At 45.5% G+C, this 17,200-nt stretch carries 15 protein-coding genes; 13 read left to right on the forward strand and 2 right to left on the reverse strand.

What is annotated here, in order from left to right:
- The first annotated feature begins 59 nt into the window (after nucleotides 1-59).
- The 13 genes from liaF to PUW25_RS07805 all read left to right on the forward strand — a co-directional run bounded on the left by liaF (nucleotide 60) and on the right by PUW25_RS07805 (nucleotide 15,339).
- Nucleotides 60-1,079, forward strand: coding sequence for a cell wall-active antibiotics response protein LiaF (liaF, locus tag PUW25_RS07745; RefSeq protein WP_047909988.1), 1,020 nt, complete (start codon nucleotides 60-62; stop codon nucleotides 1,077-1,079).
- Between the two features lie 4 nt (nucleotides 1,080-1,083).
- On the forward strand, nucleotides 1,084-2,112 hold the full coding sequence (locus tag PUW25_RS07750; protein ID WP_274338280.1) for a sensor histidine kinase: 1,029 nt from the start codon (nucleotides 1,084-1,086) through the stop codon (nucleotides 2,110-2,112).
- Between the two features lie 36 nt (nucleotides 2,113-2,148).
- Nucleotides 2,149-2,808, forward strand: a complete 660-nt coding sequence (locus PUW25_RS07755) for a response regulator (protein WP_274336875.1) — start codon at nucleotides 2,149-2,151, stop codon at nucleotides 2,806-2,808.
- 165 nt (nucleotides 2,809-2,973) lie between these two features.
- A complete protein-coding gene (locus tag PUW25_RS07760) occupies nucleotides 2,974-4,623 on the forward strand; it encodes a S1C family serine protease (protein WP_274336876.1) in 1,650 nt (549 codons plus the stop codon).
- Nucleotides 4,624-4,797: 174 nt separating this feature from the next.
- Entirely contained in the window at nucleotides 4,798-5,487 is a 690-nt protein-coding gene (locus tag PUW25_RS07765; RefSeq protein ID WP_047909985.1) for a response regulator transcription factor, read from the forward strand.
- Nucleotide 5,488: 1 nt separating this feature from the next.
- Complete coding sequence (locus PUW25_RS07770; RefSeq protein WP_047909984.1) at nucleotides 5,489-6,961, forward strand: sensor histidine kinase; 1,473 nt, start codon at nucleotides 5,489-5,491, stop codon at nucleotides 6,959-6,961.
- 79 nt (nucleotides 6,962-7,040) lie between these two features.
- Nucleotides 7,041-7,991, forward strand: coding sequence for a 4-hydroxy-3-methylbut-2-enyl diphosphate reductase (locus PUW25_RS07775; protein WP_274336877.1), 951 nt, complete (start codon nucleotides 7,041-7,043; stop codon nucleotides 7,989-7,991).
- Between the two features lie 470 nt (nucleotides 7,992-8,461).
- Nucleotides 8,462-9,862: a group II intron reverse transcriptase/maturase gene (gene ltrA, locus PUW25_RS07780; protein WP_047911907.1), complete on the forward strand. Its 1,401-nt coding sequence runs from the start codon at nucleotides 8,462-8,464 to the stop codon at nucleotides 9,860-9,862.
- A 289-nt stretch (nucleotides 9,863-10,151) separates the two neighbouring features.
- A complete protein-coding gene (gene aroF, locus PUW25_RS07785; RefSeq protein ID WP_047909982.1) occupies nucleotides 10,152-11,201 on the forward strand; it encodes a 3-deoxy-7-phosphoheptulonate synthase in 1,050 nt (349 codons plus the stop codon).
- Nucleotides 11,202-11,510: 309 nt separating this feature from the next.
- The gene (gene glnA, locus PUW25_RS07790) at nucleotides 11,511-12,935 is read left to right on the forward strand and encodes a type I glutamate--ammonia ligase (protein ID WP_047909981.1); all 1,425 of its coding nucleotides are present in this window, start codon (nucleotides 11,511-11,513) and stop codon (nucleotides 12,933-12,935) included.
- Between the two features lie 208 nt (nucleotides 12,936-13,143).
- Entirely contained in the window at nucleotides 13,144-14,232 is a 1,089-nt protein-coding gene (gene serC / locus PUW25_RS07795) for a 3-phosphoserine/phosphohydroxythreonine transaminase (protein WP_047909980.1), read from the forward strand.
- A gap of 227 nt (nucleotides 14,233-14,459) precedes the next feature.
- Nucleotides 14,460-14,924, forward strand: a complete 465-nt coding sequence (gene trmL, locus PUW25_RS07800; protein ID WP_047909979.1) for a tRNA (uridine(34)/cytosine(34)/5-carboxymethylaminomethyluridine(34)-2'-O)-methyltransferase TrmL — start codon at nucleotides 14,460-14,462, stop codon at nucleotides 14,922-14,924.
- Between the two features lie 160 nt (nucleotides 14,925-15,084).
- A complete protein-coding gene (locus tag PUW25_RS07805; protein WP_047909978.1) occupies nucleotides 15,085-15,339 on the forward strand; it encodes an AbrB/MazE/SpoVT family DNA-binding domain-containing protein in 255 nt (84 codons plus the stop codon).
- 272 nt (nucleotides 15,340-15,611) lie between these two features.
- On the opposite strand, the gene PUW25_RS07810 is transcribed toward PUW25_RS07805, so the two are convergent.
- Both PUW25_RS07810 and PUW25_RS07815 read right to left on the reverse strand, forming a co-directional pair.
- Nucleotides 15,612-16,682: a phosphodiester glycosidase family protein gene (locus tag PUW25_RS07810; protein ID WP_152557593.1), complete on the reverse strand. Its 1,071-nt coding sequence runs from the start codon at nucleotides 16,680-16,682 to the stop codon at nucleotides 15,612-15,614.
- The gene (locus PUW25_RS07815) at nucleotides 16,679-17,089 is read right to left on the reverse strand and encodes a hypothetical protein (protein ID WP_047909977.1); all 411 of its coding nucleotides are present in this window, start codon (nucleotides 17,087-17,089) and stop codon (nucleotides 16,679-16,681) included. The genes PUW25_RS07810 and PUW25_RS07815 overlap by 4 nt, the downstream gene beginning before the upstream one ends.
- Nucleotides 17,090-17,200: the final 111 nt, after the last annotated feature.

The following is a 17,200-nucleotide window of genomic DNA, read 5'->3' on the forward strand; positions in this document are numbered from 1 at the left end:
CAGTACCATTCAGTTTTTCGCTAAAGCAAGTCAATAATCAGTTGAGGAGATCAGAGCTTATGTTTAACAGAATTGTAGGTGCAGCCCTTCTTATTGGCGTTGGGATTATGGTGTTTCTTCAGCTCAGGTATACCGGTGATATCAGTTTGGGATATATCATTTCGACGTTCTGGCCGGTTATCTTGCTGTATCTCGGTTTTATCAATTTAAAGGAAAAAAATAATGTGGGCGGTCTGGTGCTGCTTGCGCTCGGTATTTATTTTATGGGCAAAAATCTAGGATTCGTGTCACTCTCATTCGGTGATTTGTTCCGGTATGCAATACCAATTGCCCTTGTGGGAGGCGGTTTGTATGTCCTCCTTAGCCCGCGTAGAAGAGATCGCAAGCATACAGAGGATTCGGAGTCTCATCATTCGAGCCCTTTTCCGAATCATATTCCAGCTGAGCCTCAGCCTCCAATGTACAGTGATCTGGATCAGCAGTTCGAGCAGAAGTTTGGAAAGACTTACGATCAGGACGAGAGCAGCAAAAGTAAGAAGTCTTCAATAGAAGAAGAATTCCATTTCGAAGACAACCTAAAGCACAAACATAAACATCACAACCATAAAAACAAGCATCATAAGAATAAGCATGAGTATAGCCACAGCTATGAATGGGACAACAGCGAGAAGAACACGGGCTACGCGTATAATGATGACTCAAAGATAAACAAATCTACATTTATAGGTGAAATTAAGCTGGGTGAAGAATATTATGAACTCAAGCCTACGAACATATCGCAGTTTATCGGAGACACCGTTATTGATTTGACCAAAGCCCAAATTCCTTATGGAGAAACCAGAATTAATATTTCGGCGTTTATTGGCGACATCAAAGTATACACACCCAGAGACATGGATCTTGGCATTACCGTTAACTCCAATTCGTTTATTGGTGATATGACCGTACTGAGTGAAACCAAGAGTGGATTTATGGGGAATGTCAGCGCCCAGACACCGAATTACAAAGAAGCTGAGAAGAAAGTACGGATTATCGTCAGTGTGTTTATCGGTGACGTTAAAGTAAATTCGGTAGGTTAAAATGATGAAGATGATATTTCGTACAGCCAAATGGGAGCTCTTGTTGTTCTTTGTCACAAACAGTCTGATTACCATCGGAATTATTTATACGACACTCAGGAGGGGGCTTGGTGATTTTACGCAGTCTCCAGCCTGGATCTACTCTGTAATTACGATTGTGATCTCAACCATTGTGATCGGATATATTGCAGGGCTGCGCATTCAGCGCAAAATTGATATGCTGGACTTAAGCATGCTGCAGGTGACTAAAGGGAATCTTTCGACTCGAATGAGTGAAACGGAGGATTCCTCTTTTTCCAGTGTGTACCGCCAGTTTAATACGATGATGGATGCCGTGGAGCACAAGGTAAAATGGGTGCAAAAGTGGGGAGAGCAGGAGGTAGTGGAGAAGGAAAAGGCTGCTGAAACCGCAGTGCTTGAGGAAAGGCGGCGAATGGCCAGAGATCTGCATGACACGGTCAGTCAGCAGTTATTTGCCATTCATATGTCCGCTTCTGCCTTGCCCACTTTGCTTCAGAATCGGAATGAAGAGCAAGGTAAGATGGTGCTGGATCAGCTGATCACGATGTCTCAGACTGCACAGAAGCAGATGCGGGCACTCATTGCCCAGCTGCGGCCGGTTGAGCTCGAGAATCGAAGTCTTGCTGAGGCGCTTGAAATCTGGTTTCCGGATTATTGTCGGCAGAATGGGCTGAAAGGTGTTAAAGAGCTGGAGATTATTGGTGATATTTCTGAGGCGATCGAGCATCAAATGTTTCTGATTATACAAGAAGCGATGGCGAACATTGTAAAGCACTCGGGAGCCAGCTTCGTAAGCCTGTCACTTAGAGAGGAGCCCAGACAAATTGCGTTTAGTGTAAGTGACAACGGCAAGGGATTTAAGGCAGATGAGTCAGGAAGACAAGGATCATACGGTTTAATGACCATGAGAGAGAGAGCGGAGAAGCTCGGAGGTCATGTCGATATCATTACATTGCCAGGTGCGGGGACAACAATTAGGGTGCTTATACCCAAATTCCCAGATGAAGCCTGACCTGAGTATCTTCTATTATAAAAGGAGAAGGAATGAATGAGCGTGCAGAAGACAAAGATTATGATCGTAGATGATCATGATATGGTAAGAATGGGCTTAAAAACGTATCTGAGTTTGGATCCTTCGTTTGAAGTCGTTCTCGAGGGAACGGATGGACAGCATGCCCTTGAGCTTCTTCGAAACTGTGCTGCAGACGACTTACCAGAACTGATTCTGATGGATTTGATGATGCCGCGGCTGAACGGAGCGGAAGCAACCAGAGCTATTCTGCCTGAATTCCCGAATGTAAAAATCATTATTTTGACCAGTTTTCTGGAGGATCATCTTGTACTTGAGGCTATTGAGTCCGGGGCGGTGAGCTATGTATTAAAAACCGTGTCCGCAGAAGAGCTGATCTATGCTTTGCAAGGAGCAAAGAGAGGCATGCCTGTCATGACCAATGATATATCGAGAGCGCTGACAAGAGGACTGCGGCAAAAAACCGTCAAGGAAGATGATTCGGGAATGACAGAGCGGGAGAAGGAAGTGCTGCTGCTTATTGCCGAAGGTAAGAGTAATAAGGATATTTCTGAGGAGCTTCATATCAGCATCAAGACAGTAAAGACGCATGTCAGCAACTTGCTGATGAAATGTGAAATGGAGGACCGGACACAACTGGCCATCTACGCTCATCGCAAAGGCTGGGTAAATACATAATCGCTTCACTACCTGTAACAGATCAATCCGATATGTTCTTTCATGAAAATTATGCGGTTTTATCTCCTTTTTAATTGTTTTTAATGTGTACTTAAGGTTTAAAGTACAAAATAAAGACAGTTAATAGAACATCTTCTGTAATATGAGATTAGGAGGTCAAACGACATGAGCGACAATAACAACAATAACAGATTCGGTCGTGAAGATGATGAGCGTGAACAATCATTTAATGAATCCCGCAAATCCGAAAACAGCAGCTCTTACTATTATTCCTATGGACCCTTTCAATCCATGAATACCGATAAGGAGAATCATACGCCTGAGGCAAACGATGTAGAGGTTACACCCCCTGAACCCGTTAAACCTATACCTACCATGGTTGAGAGAAGCTCAAGCCATTTCACTCGTTCCGGAGGCTCCTACAACCGTTCCGATAGTGAAGCTCAAGGTTCCGGCGGAGGCGGTGGAGATCAGCGGAACTGGAATTATAATCGCAAGCCCAAAACGAGATCGAATTTCAAAACAGGTGTGTTTTCCTTTATTGCAGGTATGCTCGTTATTGCGGTCCTAATGTTTACATCCGATCGTATGAATTTATTTACCCCGGAAGCCGCATTATCGAACAATACAACTTCAGCAGGCGAGACAGCCAGCAGCGAGCCAGTTACATCAAGCGGCTCGGGTGTAACGACCTCATTGCCTGTGGGTTCACAGGATATATCGGGTGTCGTTAGCAAAGTAAGTCCCGCGGTTGTAGAAATTGAGACCTTCTCAAATTCAGCATCAAGCAATTCAAGACAAAGTCCATATTATAATGATCCACTATATCAATACTTCTTCGGCGGTAATGGCGGAGGAAGCAGCTCGAACAACGGAAACGGAAACGGAAATGGAAGCAACGGACAATCCTCCAGCCAACTGACTCCTCTGGGTGTAGGATCTGGATTTATCTTTGAGAAAGACGGTTATATTCTGACTAATGAGCATGTGGTTTCGGGTGCTGATGTTATCCAGGTCACACTGGAGGACAATAATAAACCGTACGAAGCGAAGCTGCTCGGAAGCAGTCCAGATCTGGATCTGGCCGTGCTCAAAATTGAAGGCGATGATTTTCCAGTCGCGGCTATGGGCAACTCCGATGATGTACAGGTAGGTGAATGGCTCGTCGCAATTGGTAACCCAGGCGGATTCGAGCATACGGTAACAGCAGGAGTGCTGTCCGCGAAGGATCGTACGATTACAATTAATGATGAAACAACAGGTGAAGCGAATGAGTACAACAACCTGCTTCAAACCGATGCTTCGATTAACCCAGGGAACTCGGGTGGCCCGCTTCTCAATCTGCAGGGTGAAGTGATCGGTATGAACGTGGCTGTAAGTGCAGATGCACAGGGTATTGGATTCGCGATTCCTTCCAGTGTTATTCTGAATGTAGTTGATAAGCTTAAAAATAATGAAGAAATCCCAAAAGAACCAGAGCCATTCATTGGCGCGTCTCTGATGGATTTGACTCCGGAAGTGGCGAAACAGATGGGAACTGATCTTACAGAAGGCTCTGTTGTCATGAACCTGGTTTATCAATCTCCGGCTTATACTGCAGACCTTCGTCCGTATGATATTATTACAGGAATTAACGGCGAGAACTATGCAACAACCACCGATCTTATTGAACAGATTCAAACGCATAAAGTCGGTGATGAAATTACATTGAATGTAAACAGAGATGGGAACACGATGGATGTCAAAGTAAAGATCGGCGATCGGAATGACTTTGACACGACGGAAACTCAAAATTCACAAAGCATTGCGCCGTAAGTGTAACGTATCAGAATGAATATCTGATAAGCTGAAAGCGAAGGGGGAGACGCCCTTTCGCTTTTTTTTGCCTTCTTCGTATGAGATAGAAAGCAAACGCGATGCCTGATACAATATAAGGAAGAAAGAGAAAGAGAACCATTCATTGAATGGGATAAAGAAGGAGATGCTGGGGTGCGTTCGAAGATCTTAATTATTGATGATGACGATAAAATTATATCCATGCTTAGAAGAGGCCTTGCCTTTGAAGGGTATGACGTGCTTACGGCGTCAAACGGAGCAGAGGGTTTACAAAAAATGCTTGAGGTCGATCCTGATGTTGTGGTTCTCGATGTGATGATGCCCAAGGTGGATGGATTTGAAGTATGCAGACGGCTTAGGGAAGGGGGAAGCACGGTCCCTATCCTGATGCTGACGGCAAAAGACGAAATTGAGCAGCGGGTCAAGGGTCTTGACCTTGGTGCAGATGATTATCTTGTTAAGCCATTTGCGCTGGAAGAGCTCCTCGCCAGGGTCAGAGCGCTGTTGAGACGTAAGACGGAAACAAATGAGAGCAGCAGCAACCGACTGACATTTGAAGATGTGATCCTGGATTATGATGCACGTGAGGTACATCGTGCAGGACAGCGCCTTGATCTGACGGCTAAAGAATTTGAACTGCTGTATTTGTTCATGCAGAATCCTAAGCGTGTGCTGTCCAGAGATTTAATAATGGATAAGATCTGGGGCTTTGATTACAGTGGAGAGTCGAATGTACTTGAGGTATATATTGCAATGCTGCGGCAAAAAACAGAAGAGCACGGAGGTAAACGTATAATTCAGACCATTCGTGGTGCTGGTTATATTCTGAGAGGAGACAACTAGTATGTCCATCCGGTTACGGCTGACTTTATGGTATTCAGGCTTGCTTGCTGCCGTACTGCTTCTATTTGGTTCCGTAATTTACGCCCTTGTGCATTATTACGCATACGAAGATGTAGAATCCGAGATTCTCACTCAGACAAAGAGTATCAGTCAGCGTATTAGTGCTGTGCTCGTTCGAAATCCGGATTTTACCGAGGAGCTGAATTTGATTCTTCCAGAGAAGGCGAATCAGCTTGCAGATTTGCAAATTTATGTCCAATTATATAACTATACAAGCGACAGAGCGGTGGCTTCTGATAATTTACGTGATTATCGGTTTAGCGTGCCTGACTTTGAGAAAGCGGGAACGAGCGAGGGCTGGGCAAGAATGACCGTCGATAATTCCCCTTTTCTCGTGTATCAGTTTCCATTGGTGCTGCAATCGACAGATCAGGTGATTGGTATGCTGCAAGTAGGCACAATTACGGCATCCGAAGATCGTTTAATGGACAGGCTGCTGCTCATTCTGATCTATGTGTCCATCATTACGCTCGTTCTGGCCATGAGTGTAGGTTTGTTTCTCGCCCGCAAGTCCATGCGTCCGCTGATCCATATTATTGATGCGGCAGATGGTATTCAGTCTGGAAATGATCTGAGCATACGAATCGAGTATAACGGACCTAATGATGAGATTGGCAAACTGATCACAACTGTAAATAACATGCTTGCACGTACAGAGGGATTCTTCAAAGAGCTGGAGGATGCTTATGCAGCCCAAAGACGATTCGTCTCTGACGCCTCTCATGAATTAAGAACTCCGCTGACGACGATCAGAGGCAATACCGATTTCCTGAAAAAGCTGTGGGATCCCGATCCGGAAGACCGCAAGCCGCTGACAGAGGAAATGAAGGAGCAAATGACCTTGGAAGCCATTGAGGATATTGCGGATGAGGGCAGACGAATGAGCAGGCTCGTTAATGATATGCTGTCCCTGGCTCGTGCAGATACAGGGCAGACCATAGATTTGAACCCAACTCCTCTGTCGATATTGGTGAAGGATGTAGCACGCAGAGCTCAACATCTTCCTCGCACGGCAGAATGGAAATACAGCGATCTTGAAGTGCTCAATGGCGCCTATGTTCTAGGTAATAAAGATTATTTGCAGCAAATGCTGTTTATCTTTATAGAGAATGCCTTTAAATATACACCTGAGGGTGAAGTGACTCTCGATGCTGTGGTGTATAACGGACAAGTGGGTCTGCGCATTAGTGATACGGGCATAGGAATGGATAAGAATGAGGTTCCTTACATCTTTGACCGCTTCTACCGAGCAGATGAGTCAAGGGGGATCACGAAGGGGACTGGACTTGGATTATCCATCGCAAAATGGATTATTGACGAGCATAACGGATCAGTGGAGGTTGTAACTAAGCTGGGAGAAGGAACAACATTTATTGTATGGCTCCCGCTCGAGTTGGCTCCCCCTCTGGAATAAGGTATAATACGAAATGCGGAGCTCTTTTCTTAGACGAAGATTACAGGCTCCATTATGTGTAAAGAAAGCAGGTGGCAACATGGAAGTACTACGAATTTCTCCTCGCGGTTACTGCTATGGTGTGGTAGATGCTATGGTGCTCGCAAGACAGGCGGCGAACAATTTGGATTTACCGCGGCCCATTTATATACTTGGTATGATCGTTCATAACAGCCATGTGACGAATTCCTTTGAAGACGAAGGCATTATTACGCTTGATGGCCCGAATCGGATGGAGATCTTGAAGCAGGTTGAGAAGGGCACGGTTATTTTTACAGCTCACGGGGTCTCTCCTGAAGTGCGCAAGCTGGCAAGAGACAAAGGTCTTACGACTGTTGATGCAACATGCCCGGATGTAACTAAGACTCATGACCTGATTAAAGAAAAGTCGCAAGAAGGCTATCAGATTATTTATATCGGTAAGAAGGGGCATCCTGAACCAGAGGGAGCCATTGGCATTGCACCGGATTGTGTTCACTTAATTGAACGTGAGGACGAGATTGATGCACTAAATGTTCCAAATGGCAGAATCATCATTACAAACCAAACGACGATGAGCCAATGGGATATCAAGCACATTATGAAGAAGCTGCTGGAAAAATATCCGGGTGCAGAAGTGCATAATGAGATTTGTTTGGCGACTCAGGTTCGCCAGGAGGCTGTTGCAGAGCAAGCGGGTCAAGCCGATCTCGTTATCGTTGTCGGTGATCCGCGCAGCAATAACTCCAATCGTTTGGCTCAAGTATCAGAAGAGATTGCAGGGACTACAGCTTACCGGGTGTCTGATGTAACAGAGATTAAACAGGAGTGGCTTCAAGGCGTCAATAAAGTAGCTGTAACTTCAGGAGCATCCACGCCTACTCCAATTACGAAGGAAGTCATTACCTATCTGGAGCAATATGATCATGACAAACCGGAGACTTGGGAAATCCAGCGGACCATCAACATGAAGAAGCTGCTTCCACCCGTACGGGTCAAAACCAAATCATAATACTATCACGAGGAAGGTCGGCAACTTGCTGATCTTCCTCTTTTAGTGCGCCCGGCATGGGCGATAGCTCGGCGGTGAAAGTCCGCTACAGGCTTGGCAGTAGGAACTGTTAGCCAAAGGCAAGGGTGTCCGCCGCGAGGCGGAATCTGAAGGAAGCCGGAGGCAAACCCTCGGTCTGACGAACAGGAATCACATACAAGGCATGACGGGACGGACGAGCTTGCTAATCAAAGCGAAGTCCAATACTGCCCGAATCCCGGCATGTAAATGTGGCAGATGGATGAGGGGAAGGCTATCGCTCTTACCCGGGGAGGTCTCACAGACGTCCGGTAGGAAAAAAAAAAATCCGAAAAGACGGAGTAAAGCTTGCTGTGAGAAGTCAGCAGAGGCCATAGTACCGAGAAGTTTTTTTTCGGGAAGGGCCGAACAATCGTAAGCCTCGAGTATAGACTGGAAGGAGCATCGGCACGATGAAAGCAGAATACCGAAAGGGCTGCCTGCAAAGGGATAGCATGGAATGCGAAGAGTATGCGGGAGCGCGGAGTGCCGGCACTCGGGAACGTAGAGAAAGAGGCGGTGCAACGGACATGCTTGAGAGGATACTAAACAGGGATAACCTGAACAAGGCCTACAAGCGGGTCAAACGTAATCACGGAGCACCGGGAATCGATGGAATGACAGTCGAGGAGGCACTACCGTGGTTACGGGAACACAGAGAGGGGCTTTTGGAAAGTATCCGGGACGGAAGCTACAAACCAAACCCGGTACGGCGTAAAGAAATCCCGAAACCAGATGGAAGTGGAGTGCGGAAGCTCGGTATCCCTACGGTAATAGACCGCGTGATTCAGCAAGCGATATCGCAGCAGCTACAACCCCTGTTCGAACCGTTATTCGCGGAAGGAAGCTATGGCTACCGCCCTGGGCGGAGTGCGCAGCAAGCCATTCGCAAAGTAAAAGAGTATGCGGAGCAGGGATACGACTACGCAGTAGAAATCGATCTATCCAAATATTTTGACACGCTGAACCATGAGCTGCTTATGAATCTTTTGCGCAAACAAATCCAGGACAAGCGGGTAACTGATCTGATCAAGAAGTATCTCAAAAGCGGGGTCATGGAGCACGGAGTGCGGCGCGAAACGGAAGAAGGATCACCTCAAGGTGGCCCGCTATCGCCGCTGCTGGCGAATATCTATTTGAATGAGTTCGACCAAGAGATGAAAAGCCGAGAAGTGAATGTGATCCGCTACGCAGATGACATTGTAGTGCTGGCGAAAAGCAAACGTGCAGCAACGCGGCTGTTGGAGTCCTGCCAGAAGTATCTAGAGAAGCGAATGAAACTTCAGATAAATCGACGGAAAAGCAAAGTCGTAAGCATCGTGGCCCGAAAGCATTTTAAATTCCTTGGTTTTGCTCTGGGAAAGAGCAGGGACCGAGTACACATCCGCGCCCATGGACAATCTCTTGCGAAAGCAAAGAAGAAACTGAAGGAACTCACGAAACGCAGCCAGGGCAAGAATGTCCGTCAAGTGATGGAGCAGGTGAAGGTCTATATTCGCGGCTGGATAGGTTACTTCTACGTAGCGGACATGAAACGGACTCTGCAGAGATGGAACGAATGGTTGAGAAGACGATTCCGTATGTACATCTGGAAACAATGGAAGAAGCCAAGAACAAAGGCGCAAAACCTGCGAAAACTGGGAATACCGGAGTGGCAGGCCTACCAATGGGCAAACTCACGACTGGGATACTGGCGCATCGCCGGAAGCCCGGTGTTGTCTCGTTCCATAACAAACAAAAGGCTCGCACAAGCAGGGTATTATGACTTCCCTGCTCAGTACGAGCATTTACGTAACTTGCACTTAAGCGGTTGAACCGCCGTATACCGAACGGTACGTACGGTGGTGTGAGAGGTCGGCTACTCAATTAATGGGTAGCCTCCTACTCGATTTTAGAAATTTATGCTTGGGACAGTGTCAAAAGGTAGGGGGCGTACATAAGCTAATCTATTATTGACGAATGAGAAATAATGATGTATAGTTGCTTTAACGTATAAAAGCTTAAAAGCGAACAAGCGTTTAAGTGTGAAATAACTTATACAAAATATGAGGTCATTCATAAACGGACTTTAATTTCTTATCGAGAGGCAGGTATCGATGATATATGATCGTTATAACAGGAAACTCTACGCCAGAGGAACAGCTTCAGGATATTATTGCCGTCATTGAGAAGGAAGGGCTCCAGGTTCATCTCTCGAGAGGGAAGGATCGGACAGTCATCGGTCTCATTGGCTCCGTTGAACCCAAATTAGCAGAACATTTACGACAAATGAAAGGTGTAGAGAACGTGGTCAAAATTTCGAAATCATACAAATTAGCAAGCAGAGACTTTCATCCTGAAGATACAGTCATTTCAATAAAGGGAGTCAATATTGGCGGCGGTGAGCTGGTCGTCATGGGCGGTCCTTGTGCGGTTGAATCCGCAGAGCAGATCGATGAGATTGCTGGACTTGTCAAGGCAGCAGGCGGTCAGATACTTCGCGGTGGAGCATTTAAACCACGGACCGGCCCTTACAGCTTCCAAGGTGTTGGGGTGGAGGGTCTTATCATGATGGCGGAAGCGGGGAAGAAACACGACCTTCTAACCATTACTGAAGTCATGACACCTGAATATGTAGACATTTGTGCCGAGTACGCAGATATCCTTCAAGTTGGAACACGTAACATGCAAAATTTTGACTTGCTTCGCAAGCTCGGAACCTGCGGTAAGCCTGTGCTTCTTAAACGCGGCTTCAGTGCAACTTATGATGAATTCTTGAATGCAGCCGAGTACATCCTGGCGGGAGGGAATCCGAACGTGATGCTCTGCGAACGCGGAATCCGTACATTTGAGACTTACACTCGTAATACACTGGATTTGTCAGCAATTCCTGTACTTCAGCAGCTCAGCCATCTGCCGGTCATTTCTGACCCTAGTCATGGAACGGGACGCAGAGAGCTTGTTGAACCGATGACGAAGGCTTCTGTGGCAGCTGGAGCGGATGGATTGATTATTGAAATGCATACAGACCCTGATAATTCGATGACGGGCGACGGTGTTCAATCGTTGTTCCCGGATCAGTTTGCTCAGTTGCTTCAGGATCTAGAGAAGCTCGCTCCAATCGTAGGTAAGACATTTAATACAAAGAAATCACCAATAACTGCAAGTCGTTAATATTGACAAAGACGAATTTTATTGATAATAGGTAAAATATTGATAAAATGACAAATTAAATGTATCATTCTCATGTGATAAATAAGCCTATCTTTCCGGCAACGAAACCGGAGATTTAGGCTATTTGTCTATATTCGTATTTTTTCATTAAAGTGTGAGTATATCTTACACTAGTATAAAAAATACCTGACATAAGTATTGACGATGTAAGATTTGGGATTTATACTTACCTCAGTTGAAAATTCGATTTAATGAACATTCACAAGGCTTAGGTCGTCAAATGTTCGGAAAATTTGGGAGGAAGAACACATGTCTGTTGAAAATGTATTGAAATCAATTCAGGAAAACAACATTGAATGGGTAGATTTTCGTTTTGTAGATCTATCTGGCCGCGCTCACCATATCTCTCTGCCAGCTTCTGAAGTTGAAGCAGAAACCTTTGTTAACGGGGTAGCATTTGATGGATCTTCTATTCCAGGCTTCCGCGGTATCGAAGAATCCGATATGGTTATGATGCCGGATCCAGAATCCACTTTCATTGACCCATTCACAGCACATCCTACACTAAACGTAATGTGTGATATTTTCACTCCAGACGGAGAGCGTTATGAGCGTGACCCGCGCGGTATTGCTGTTAAAGCGGAAGAATATCTGCAAAAAGCAGGTATCGGTACACGTGCAAACTTTGCTCCGGAATCCGAATTCTTTATCTTTGACGACGTACGTTATGAAAGTGGAACGAACAGCTCTTCTTACTATGTTGATTCCGAAGAAGCAGCTTGGAACACAAACCGCAAAGAAGAAGGCGGTAACCTTGGTTTCAAGATCCGCACTAAAGGCGGATATGTTCCTGTCGCTCCAATGGATACTCAACAAGATATCCGCAGTGAAATGTCCCGTCTTCTTGATGAAGTAGGGATTCGCGTTGAGCGTCACCATCATGAAGTTGCAACTGCGGGTCAAGCAGAAATCAACTTCCGTTTTGATACATTGAAGAAAACAGCAGATAACCTGCTCGTTTACAAATACATCGTTCATAACACAGCTCGTCAATATGGTAAAGTGGCAACCTTCATGCCTAAACCGCTCTTCGGCGATAACGGCAGCGGAATGCACGTTCACCAATCTATCTTTGACGGCGATACTCCTTTGTTCTATGAAAAAGGCGCATACGCGAACCTTAGTGAAATGGCGCTTCACTACATTGGCGGTATTCTGTACCATGCTCCAGCACTGATCGCACTCACTAACCCTAGTACAAACTCGTTTAAACGTCTTGTACCTGGTTATGAAGCGCCAGTTAACCTTGTATACTCCAAAGGTAACCGTTCTGCAGCGGTACGTATTCCAGTGGCAGCTGTAACACCTAAAGGTTGTCGTATCGAGTTCCGTACTCCGGACTCTACTGCTAACCCTTATCTTGCATTTGCAGCAATGCTTATGGCAGGTCTTGACGGAATCAAACGCAAGATCAACCCAACTGAGCTTGGATATGGTCCAATCGACAAGAACATCTATGAATTGTCTGATGCAGACAAAGAGAACATCCGCAGCGTACCAGCTTCTCTAGACGAGGCGCTTGACGCTCTTGCATCTGACTTTGAGTTCTTGACAGAAGGCGGCGTATTCACTAAAGAATTCATTGATAACTACATTGAATTCAAACGTGCTGAAGCTAAAGCTGTATCAATCCGTGTTCATCCACACGAATACAGCCTGTACTTCGACTGCTAATCAGCACTCATATTACATTATCATTAATTATAAGCCCTCGGGAAATCTAGTTTCCCGGGGGTTTCCCTTATTTGTAACGATACTGCCTTATATTCGTGTGAAAAACACTTGAAGACACGAACGATTACTGCTATCATACCAATAATCATACGTATCATTAGATGTTATATTTGAGTAGAACAACTTGGAGAGAAGGGCGGTTTTTAGATTGAATAAGAGAGCATTTAACTTTAATGCGGGACCTGCAGCACTGCCATTAGAGGTGCTCACTCGGGCACAGGCTGAATTTGTCGATTATAAGAACACAGGCATGTCGATTATGGAGATGTCCCATCGCGGGGCCGTTTATGAATCTGTTCATAACGAAGCGCAGGAACGCCTTCTGGCGCTTCTCGGTAACCCGACAGGCTACAAAGTATTGTTCCTGCAAGGCGGGGCAAGCACACAATTCGCGATGATCCCGATGAATTTCCTGTCTGCCGGTCAAACTGCTCATTATGTACATACAGGGAGCTGGGCGAAGAAGGCGCTGTCTGAGGCAAAACTGATCGGCGAGACAAGCATTATTGCATCAGGCGAGTCCTCGAAGTTCATGAAGCTTCCAGAACTCTCTGATCTTAATCTGAACAGCAATGCCGCTTATCTGCATATGACTTCAAATGAAACAATAGAGGGCACACAGTTTAGAGACTTCCCGGATACTGGAACGACTCCACTCATTGTAGATATGTCCAGTGATATTCTAAGCAGAGCACTTGATATGACGAAATTCGATATGATCTACGCAGGTGCCCAAAAAAATCTTGGACCATCCGGAGTTACTGTCGTTATTGCTAAAGAGGAGCTTGTTACCGAATCGCCTAAACATCTCCCTTCTATGCTCCGTTACGATACCTTTGTAAGCAACAATTCTCTTTATAACACACCACCATCCTTCGGTATTTATATGGTGAATGAAGTGCTGAAGTGGATTGAAGAGCAAGGAGGTCTTGCCGGCGTAGAGGCTAAGAATGAAGAGAAGGCAGGCATCCTGTATCATACGATCGATGATAGCAATGGCTTCTTCCAAGGCTGTGCTGATACGGCAGACCGTTCAAGAATGAATGTTACCTTCCGACTTGCGGATGAGGGACTGGAGAAGGAGTTTATCAAGCAATCTGAGCAAGAAGGGTTTATCGGCTTGAAGGGCCATCGCAGCGTAGGCGGCTTGCGTGCTTCGATTTACAATGCGGTCCCAATGGAGAGTGTACAGGCGCTGACTGATTTTATGAAACAATTCCAGAAGACACATGGCTAAGCTGTAATACATGTTAGGGAAATACAGGGCACTTCCTGCAAATATTGTGGGAGGTGCTTTTTTATATTATAATTTTATGTTATACCGAATCATTTTCATAAATCATTAGTTAGGGGTATTATGAAGCTGATTCATACGATTAATTAATTTCATGGATGAAGTGAGTCAGGATTTGCTGAATGATAGGGCGAAATTCTGCAGTCCATTATAAGAGGGGATTAGAGTCAATGGCATTACATATCGTACTTGTGGAACCCGAGATTCCAGCAAACACAGGAAATATAGCAAGAACCTGCGCAGCAACAGGAACACATCTGCATCTGGTGCATCCGCTCGGATTTAACACAGATGACCGCACACTCAAACGGGCCGGGTTGGACTACTGGCATTCCGTAAATATCGAGTATCATGATTCGTTTGATGAAGTTCGGCAGAAATATGCGGATCACCGTTTTTTCTATGCAACCACCAAAGCGAAAAATCGTTTCAGTGATTTCAAGTTTCAGGATGGAGATTTCCTAGTATTTGGAAAAGAGACAAAAGGTCTTCCGCCTGAGCTAATTAATGCAAACCCAGATACCTGCATGCGAATGCCGATGACGGATGCAGTCCGATCCTTGAATCTGTCGAATTCGGCGGCAATTATCGTTTATGAAGCACTAAGGCAGCTGGATTATCCTGGAATGAATTAAATCCCAACCTTTGGTAACATACTTTCAAAAAATGGGTTCCTAAAATAAAGTTAATATTTTTATTAATTCTTGCAGGATTCGACAAAAAAACAGCGAATGTATAAACATAGTACAAATGTACCTACAAAGAAAGAAAAATGAACAGGAGTGTGTACCGTTAATGAAACCTGCTGGAGTCGTACGTAAGGTGGATCAGCTCGGAAGAATCGTGCTGCCGAAATCTTTGCGTAAAAGGTATCAGATGAATGAAGGAGATCCCGTTGAAATTTTAGTGCAAGGTGATCATATTATTCTGGAGCGTTATCGTCCAAAATGTATTTTCTGCGGATCAATGGAAGAAGTAAGCGAGTTCAAAGATCGTTATATTTGCGGCGTGTGTCTCACAGAAATGACGGGTCTTCAAGAGAACGCCTAAACTTAGATCAATCCAAGCCCAAGCAAGCGTAGGCTTATACAGAAAGAAGCTCTCCTCAGTCGAGGAGAGCTTCTTTGGTGAGCCTTACAGCCCCTTCGTCTTGTCATCATTGTAAGAAGAAGTCAATATGCCTCCCAAATACAATGCAAGCACCAGGGCGACGATCCAGAAAGTCAACGAAAATGACATGTCATCCACCTCCTGTTACCTTGTAAATCCTATTATACTGATACTTGTCTCAAAAAGGAATCTTTTTCCTAATTCGTAAATGTTTACTCAAAGAAAAGAAAATGGGTGGGCAGCTTACGCAGGACACCGTCCGAAGGTGTATTCACGACACGTCCGTTCAGAATCAGCGAAGAGGAGCCGCCGCCATCCAGGTTATAGCCATTTTGTACCCCAAGCTTGTACATTTTGTTCTGAAGCTCTTGTAGTGTCGCTCCCGAGCTGCCTTTTTCATCGTATCCATCCACCACCAGAATGAGCAGCTGATCATCCTTATAATTGCCAATGACTGTCCTTGGCGCTCGCTTCGGCGTTGTTTTCCATTTGGATGGAATGATCAGCTTCTTGCCGTCCTTGAGGAGCATGGGGACAAAGGTAGCGCCGAATGCAGGCTCCAGCTTGTCCAGGTCCGATTGCTTCGTAAATCTTCCTCCAATCAGCTTTCCTTCCTTGCTAAGGCCGACAAAGGAAAGATCCTTCGTGCTGGGATGAAAGCCAGTCAGGTATTTGCCGTTAGCCACCGTGGTGCTTAGAGGATACCGACTGCCGCCTGCATCAGCATATCCCCCGGCATTAATGCCGGCAACCGCACCACTGCGTGCGACAGCCTGCATCGTCGTTTGCGATTTGCCCACACCTTCACCAATGGACATCTTCATAGCACTCGGATCCTTGAGCTTGATCTTCATGGCATAGCCTTTATATAGGCCTGGGTTCATTTTGTATAGTTCAATCCGAATCCGGTCACTGTTCACTTGTTCAATCGGTGTGCCGAGCTTGGCAGATATCCGCTTGTTATAGATTGCTTCGGGTTTCCTGGCTTGTGCTGCAGTCATGTTCGCAATGCTGTTCATCGTTTTAGTCGTGCTCTCATACAACTCGGTTGTTTTTTGAATGTATGAAGAGGTCGTCTCGGCCAGCACTTTCGCTTCCGCCAAACCTTGGCTGATATCCTCCGTTTGGGAGATGATCGTGTTTTGCGGGATGTGAGCTTCCTTTGGCGCTAGCGAACTTAGATCCAGCGTTGGCTGCAATAAGAGCAGGTACATAAGCAGACCGATAAATGGAGCTGTAATCAGCATGAAAAAGCGATTTAGTTTTTGGAGTGAAGTCATCATTTTAACAGATCCATCTTCTTCTGGAGCGTATCCAGCTGCTGCTTCACTTCTCTAAGCTCTGAATATAGCTGATTACTGTTATCGGTTGTATTGCCTGCATTGTCCTTTGTGAAGGTCAGCAGCTCATTGAAGGACTGCACTTGCTCCTGCAGGCTGACCAGCTCACTGGATATTTCATCCAGCTGTGTCTGATACTCCTTCTTGACGGCCGTCAACTGCTGATCGTTGTAGGTCTTAATTTCTAGTACCATTTGTTCTCTTAAATGATTGCTGTATAAATAGGCTGCCGCAGCTCCTAAGGCAATAATAATAATCCATAATACTAGAAATAGACGGACAGATCGTTTGCTTCTTCTTGCAGCTTGCCGGGTGTGATGGCTTGTGTTCTCTTCTGTTGATGGATTCATTTCACCACTCCTCGTGTTGTTCCTACAAAATTCTATAAATTTTCCAGTCCTCATTCTATCATGGGGCCGCCTCATACGCAAAAAAGAACTTCTTTAGCGAAAAAAGGAAAA

Origin of the sequence: Paenibacillus urinalis, from assembly GCF_028747985.1 — a bacterium.
GTDB lineage: Bacteria > Bacillota > Bacilli > Paenibacillales > Paenibacillaceae > Paenibacillus > Paenibacillus urinalis.

Coding starts and splice junctions, on each gene's coding strand:
- liaF (WP_047909988.1), top strand. CDS start 60: ATGTTTAACAGAATTGTAGGTGCAGCCCTTCTTATTGGCGTTGGGATT.
- PUW25_RS07750 (WP_274338280.1), top strand. CDS start 1,084: ATGAAGATGATATTTCGTACAGCCAAATGGGAGCTCTTGTTGTTCTTT.
- PUW25_RS07755 (WP_274336875.1), top strand. CDS start 2,149: ATGAGCGTGCAGAAGACAAAGATTATGATCGTAGATGATCATGATATG.
- PUW25_RS07760 (WP_274336876.1), top strand. CDS start 2,974: ATGAGCGACAATAACAACAATAACAGATTCGGTCGTGAAGATGATGAG.
- PUW25_RS07770 (WP_047909984.1), top strand. CDS start 5,489: ATGTCCATCCGGTTACGGCTGACTTTATGGTATTCAGGCTTGCTTGCT.
- PUW25_RS07775 (WP_274336877.1), top strand. CDS start 7,041: ATGGAAGTACTACGAATTTCTCCTCGCGGTTACTGCTATGGTGTGGTA.
- ltrA (WP_047911907.1), top strand. CDS start 8,462: ATGAAAGCAGAATACCGAAAGGGCTGCCTGCAAAGGGATAGCATGGAA.
- aroF (WP_047909982.1), top strand. CDS start 10,152: ATGATCGTTATAACAGGAAACTCTACGCCAGAGGAACAGCTTCAGGAT.
- glnA (WP_047909981.1), top strand. CDS start 11,511: ATGTCTGTTGAAAATGTATTGAAATCAATTCAGGAAAACAACATTGAA.
- trmL (WP_047909979.1), top strand. CDS start 14,460: ATGGCATTACATATCGTACTTGTGGAACCCGAGATTCCAGCAAACACA.
- PUW25_RS07805 (WP_047909978.1), top strand. CDS start 15,085: ATGAAACCTGCTGGAGTCGTACGTAAGGTGGATCAGCTCGGAAGAATC.
- PUW25_RS07810 (WP_152557593.1), bottom strand. CDS start 16,682: ATGATGACTTCACTCCAAAAACTAAATCGCTTTTTCATGCTGATTACA.
- PUW25_RS07815 (WP_047909977.1), bottom strand. CDS start 17,089: ATGAATCCATCAACAGAAGAGAACACAAGCCATCACACCCGGCAAGCT.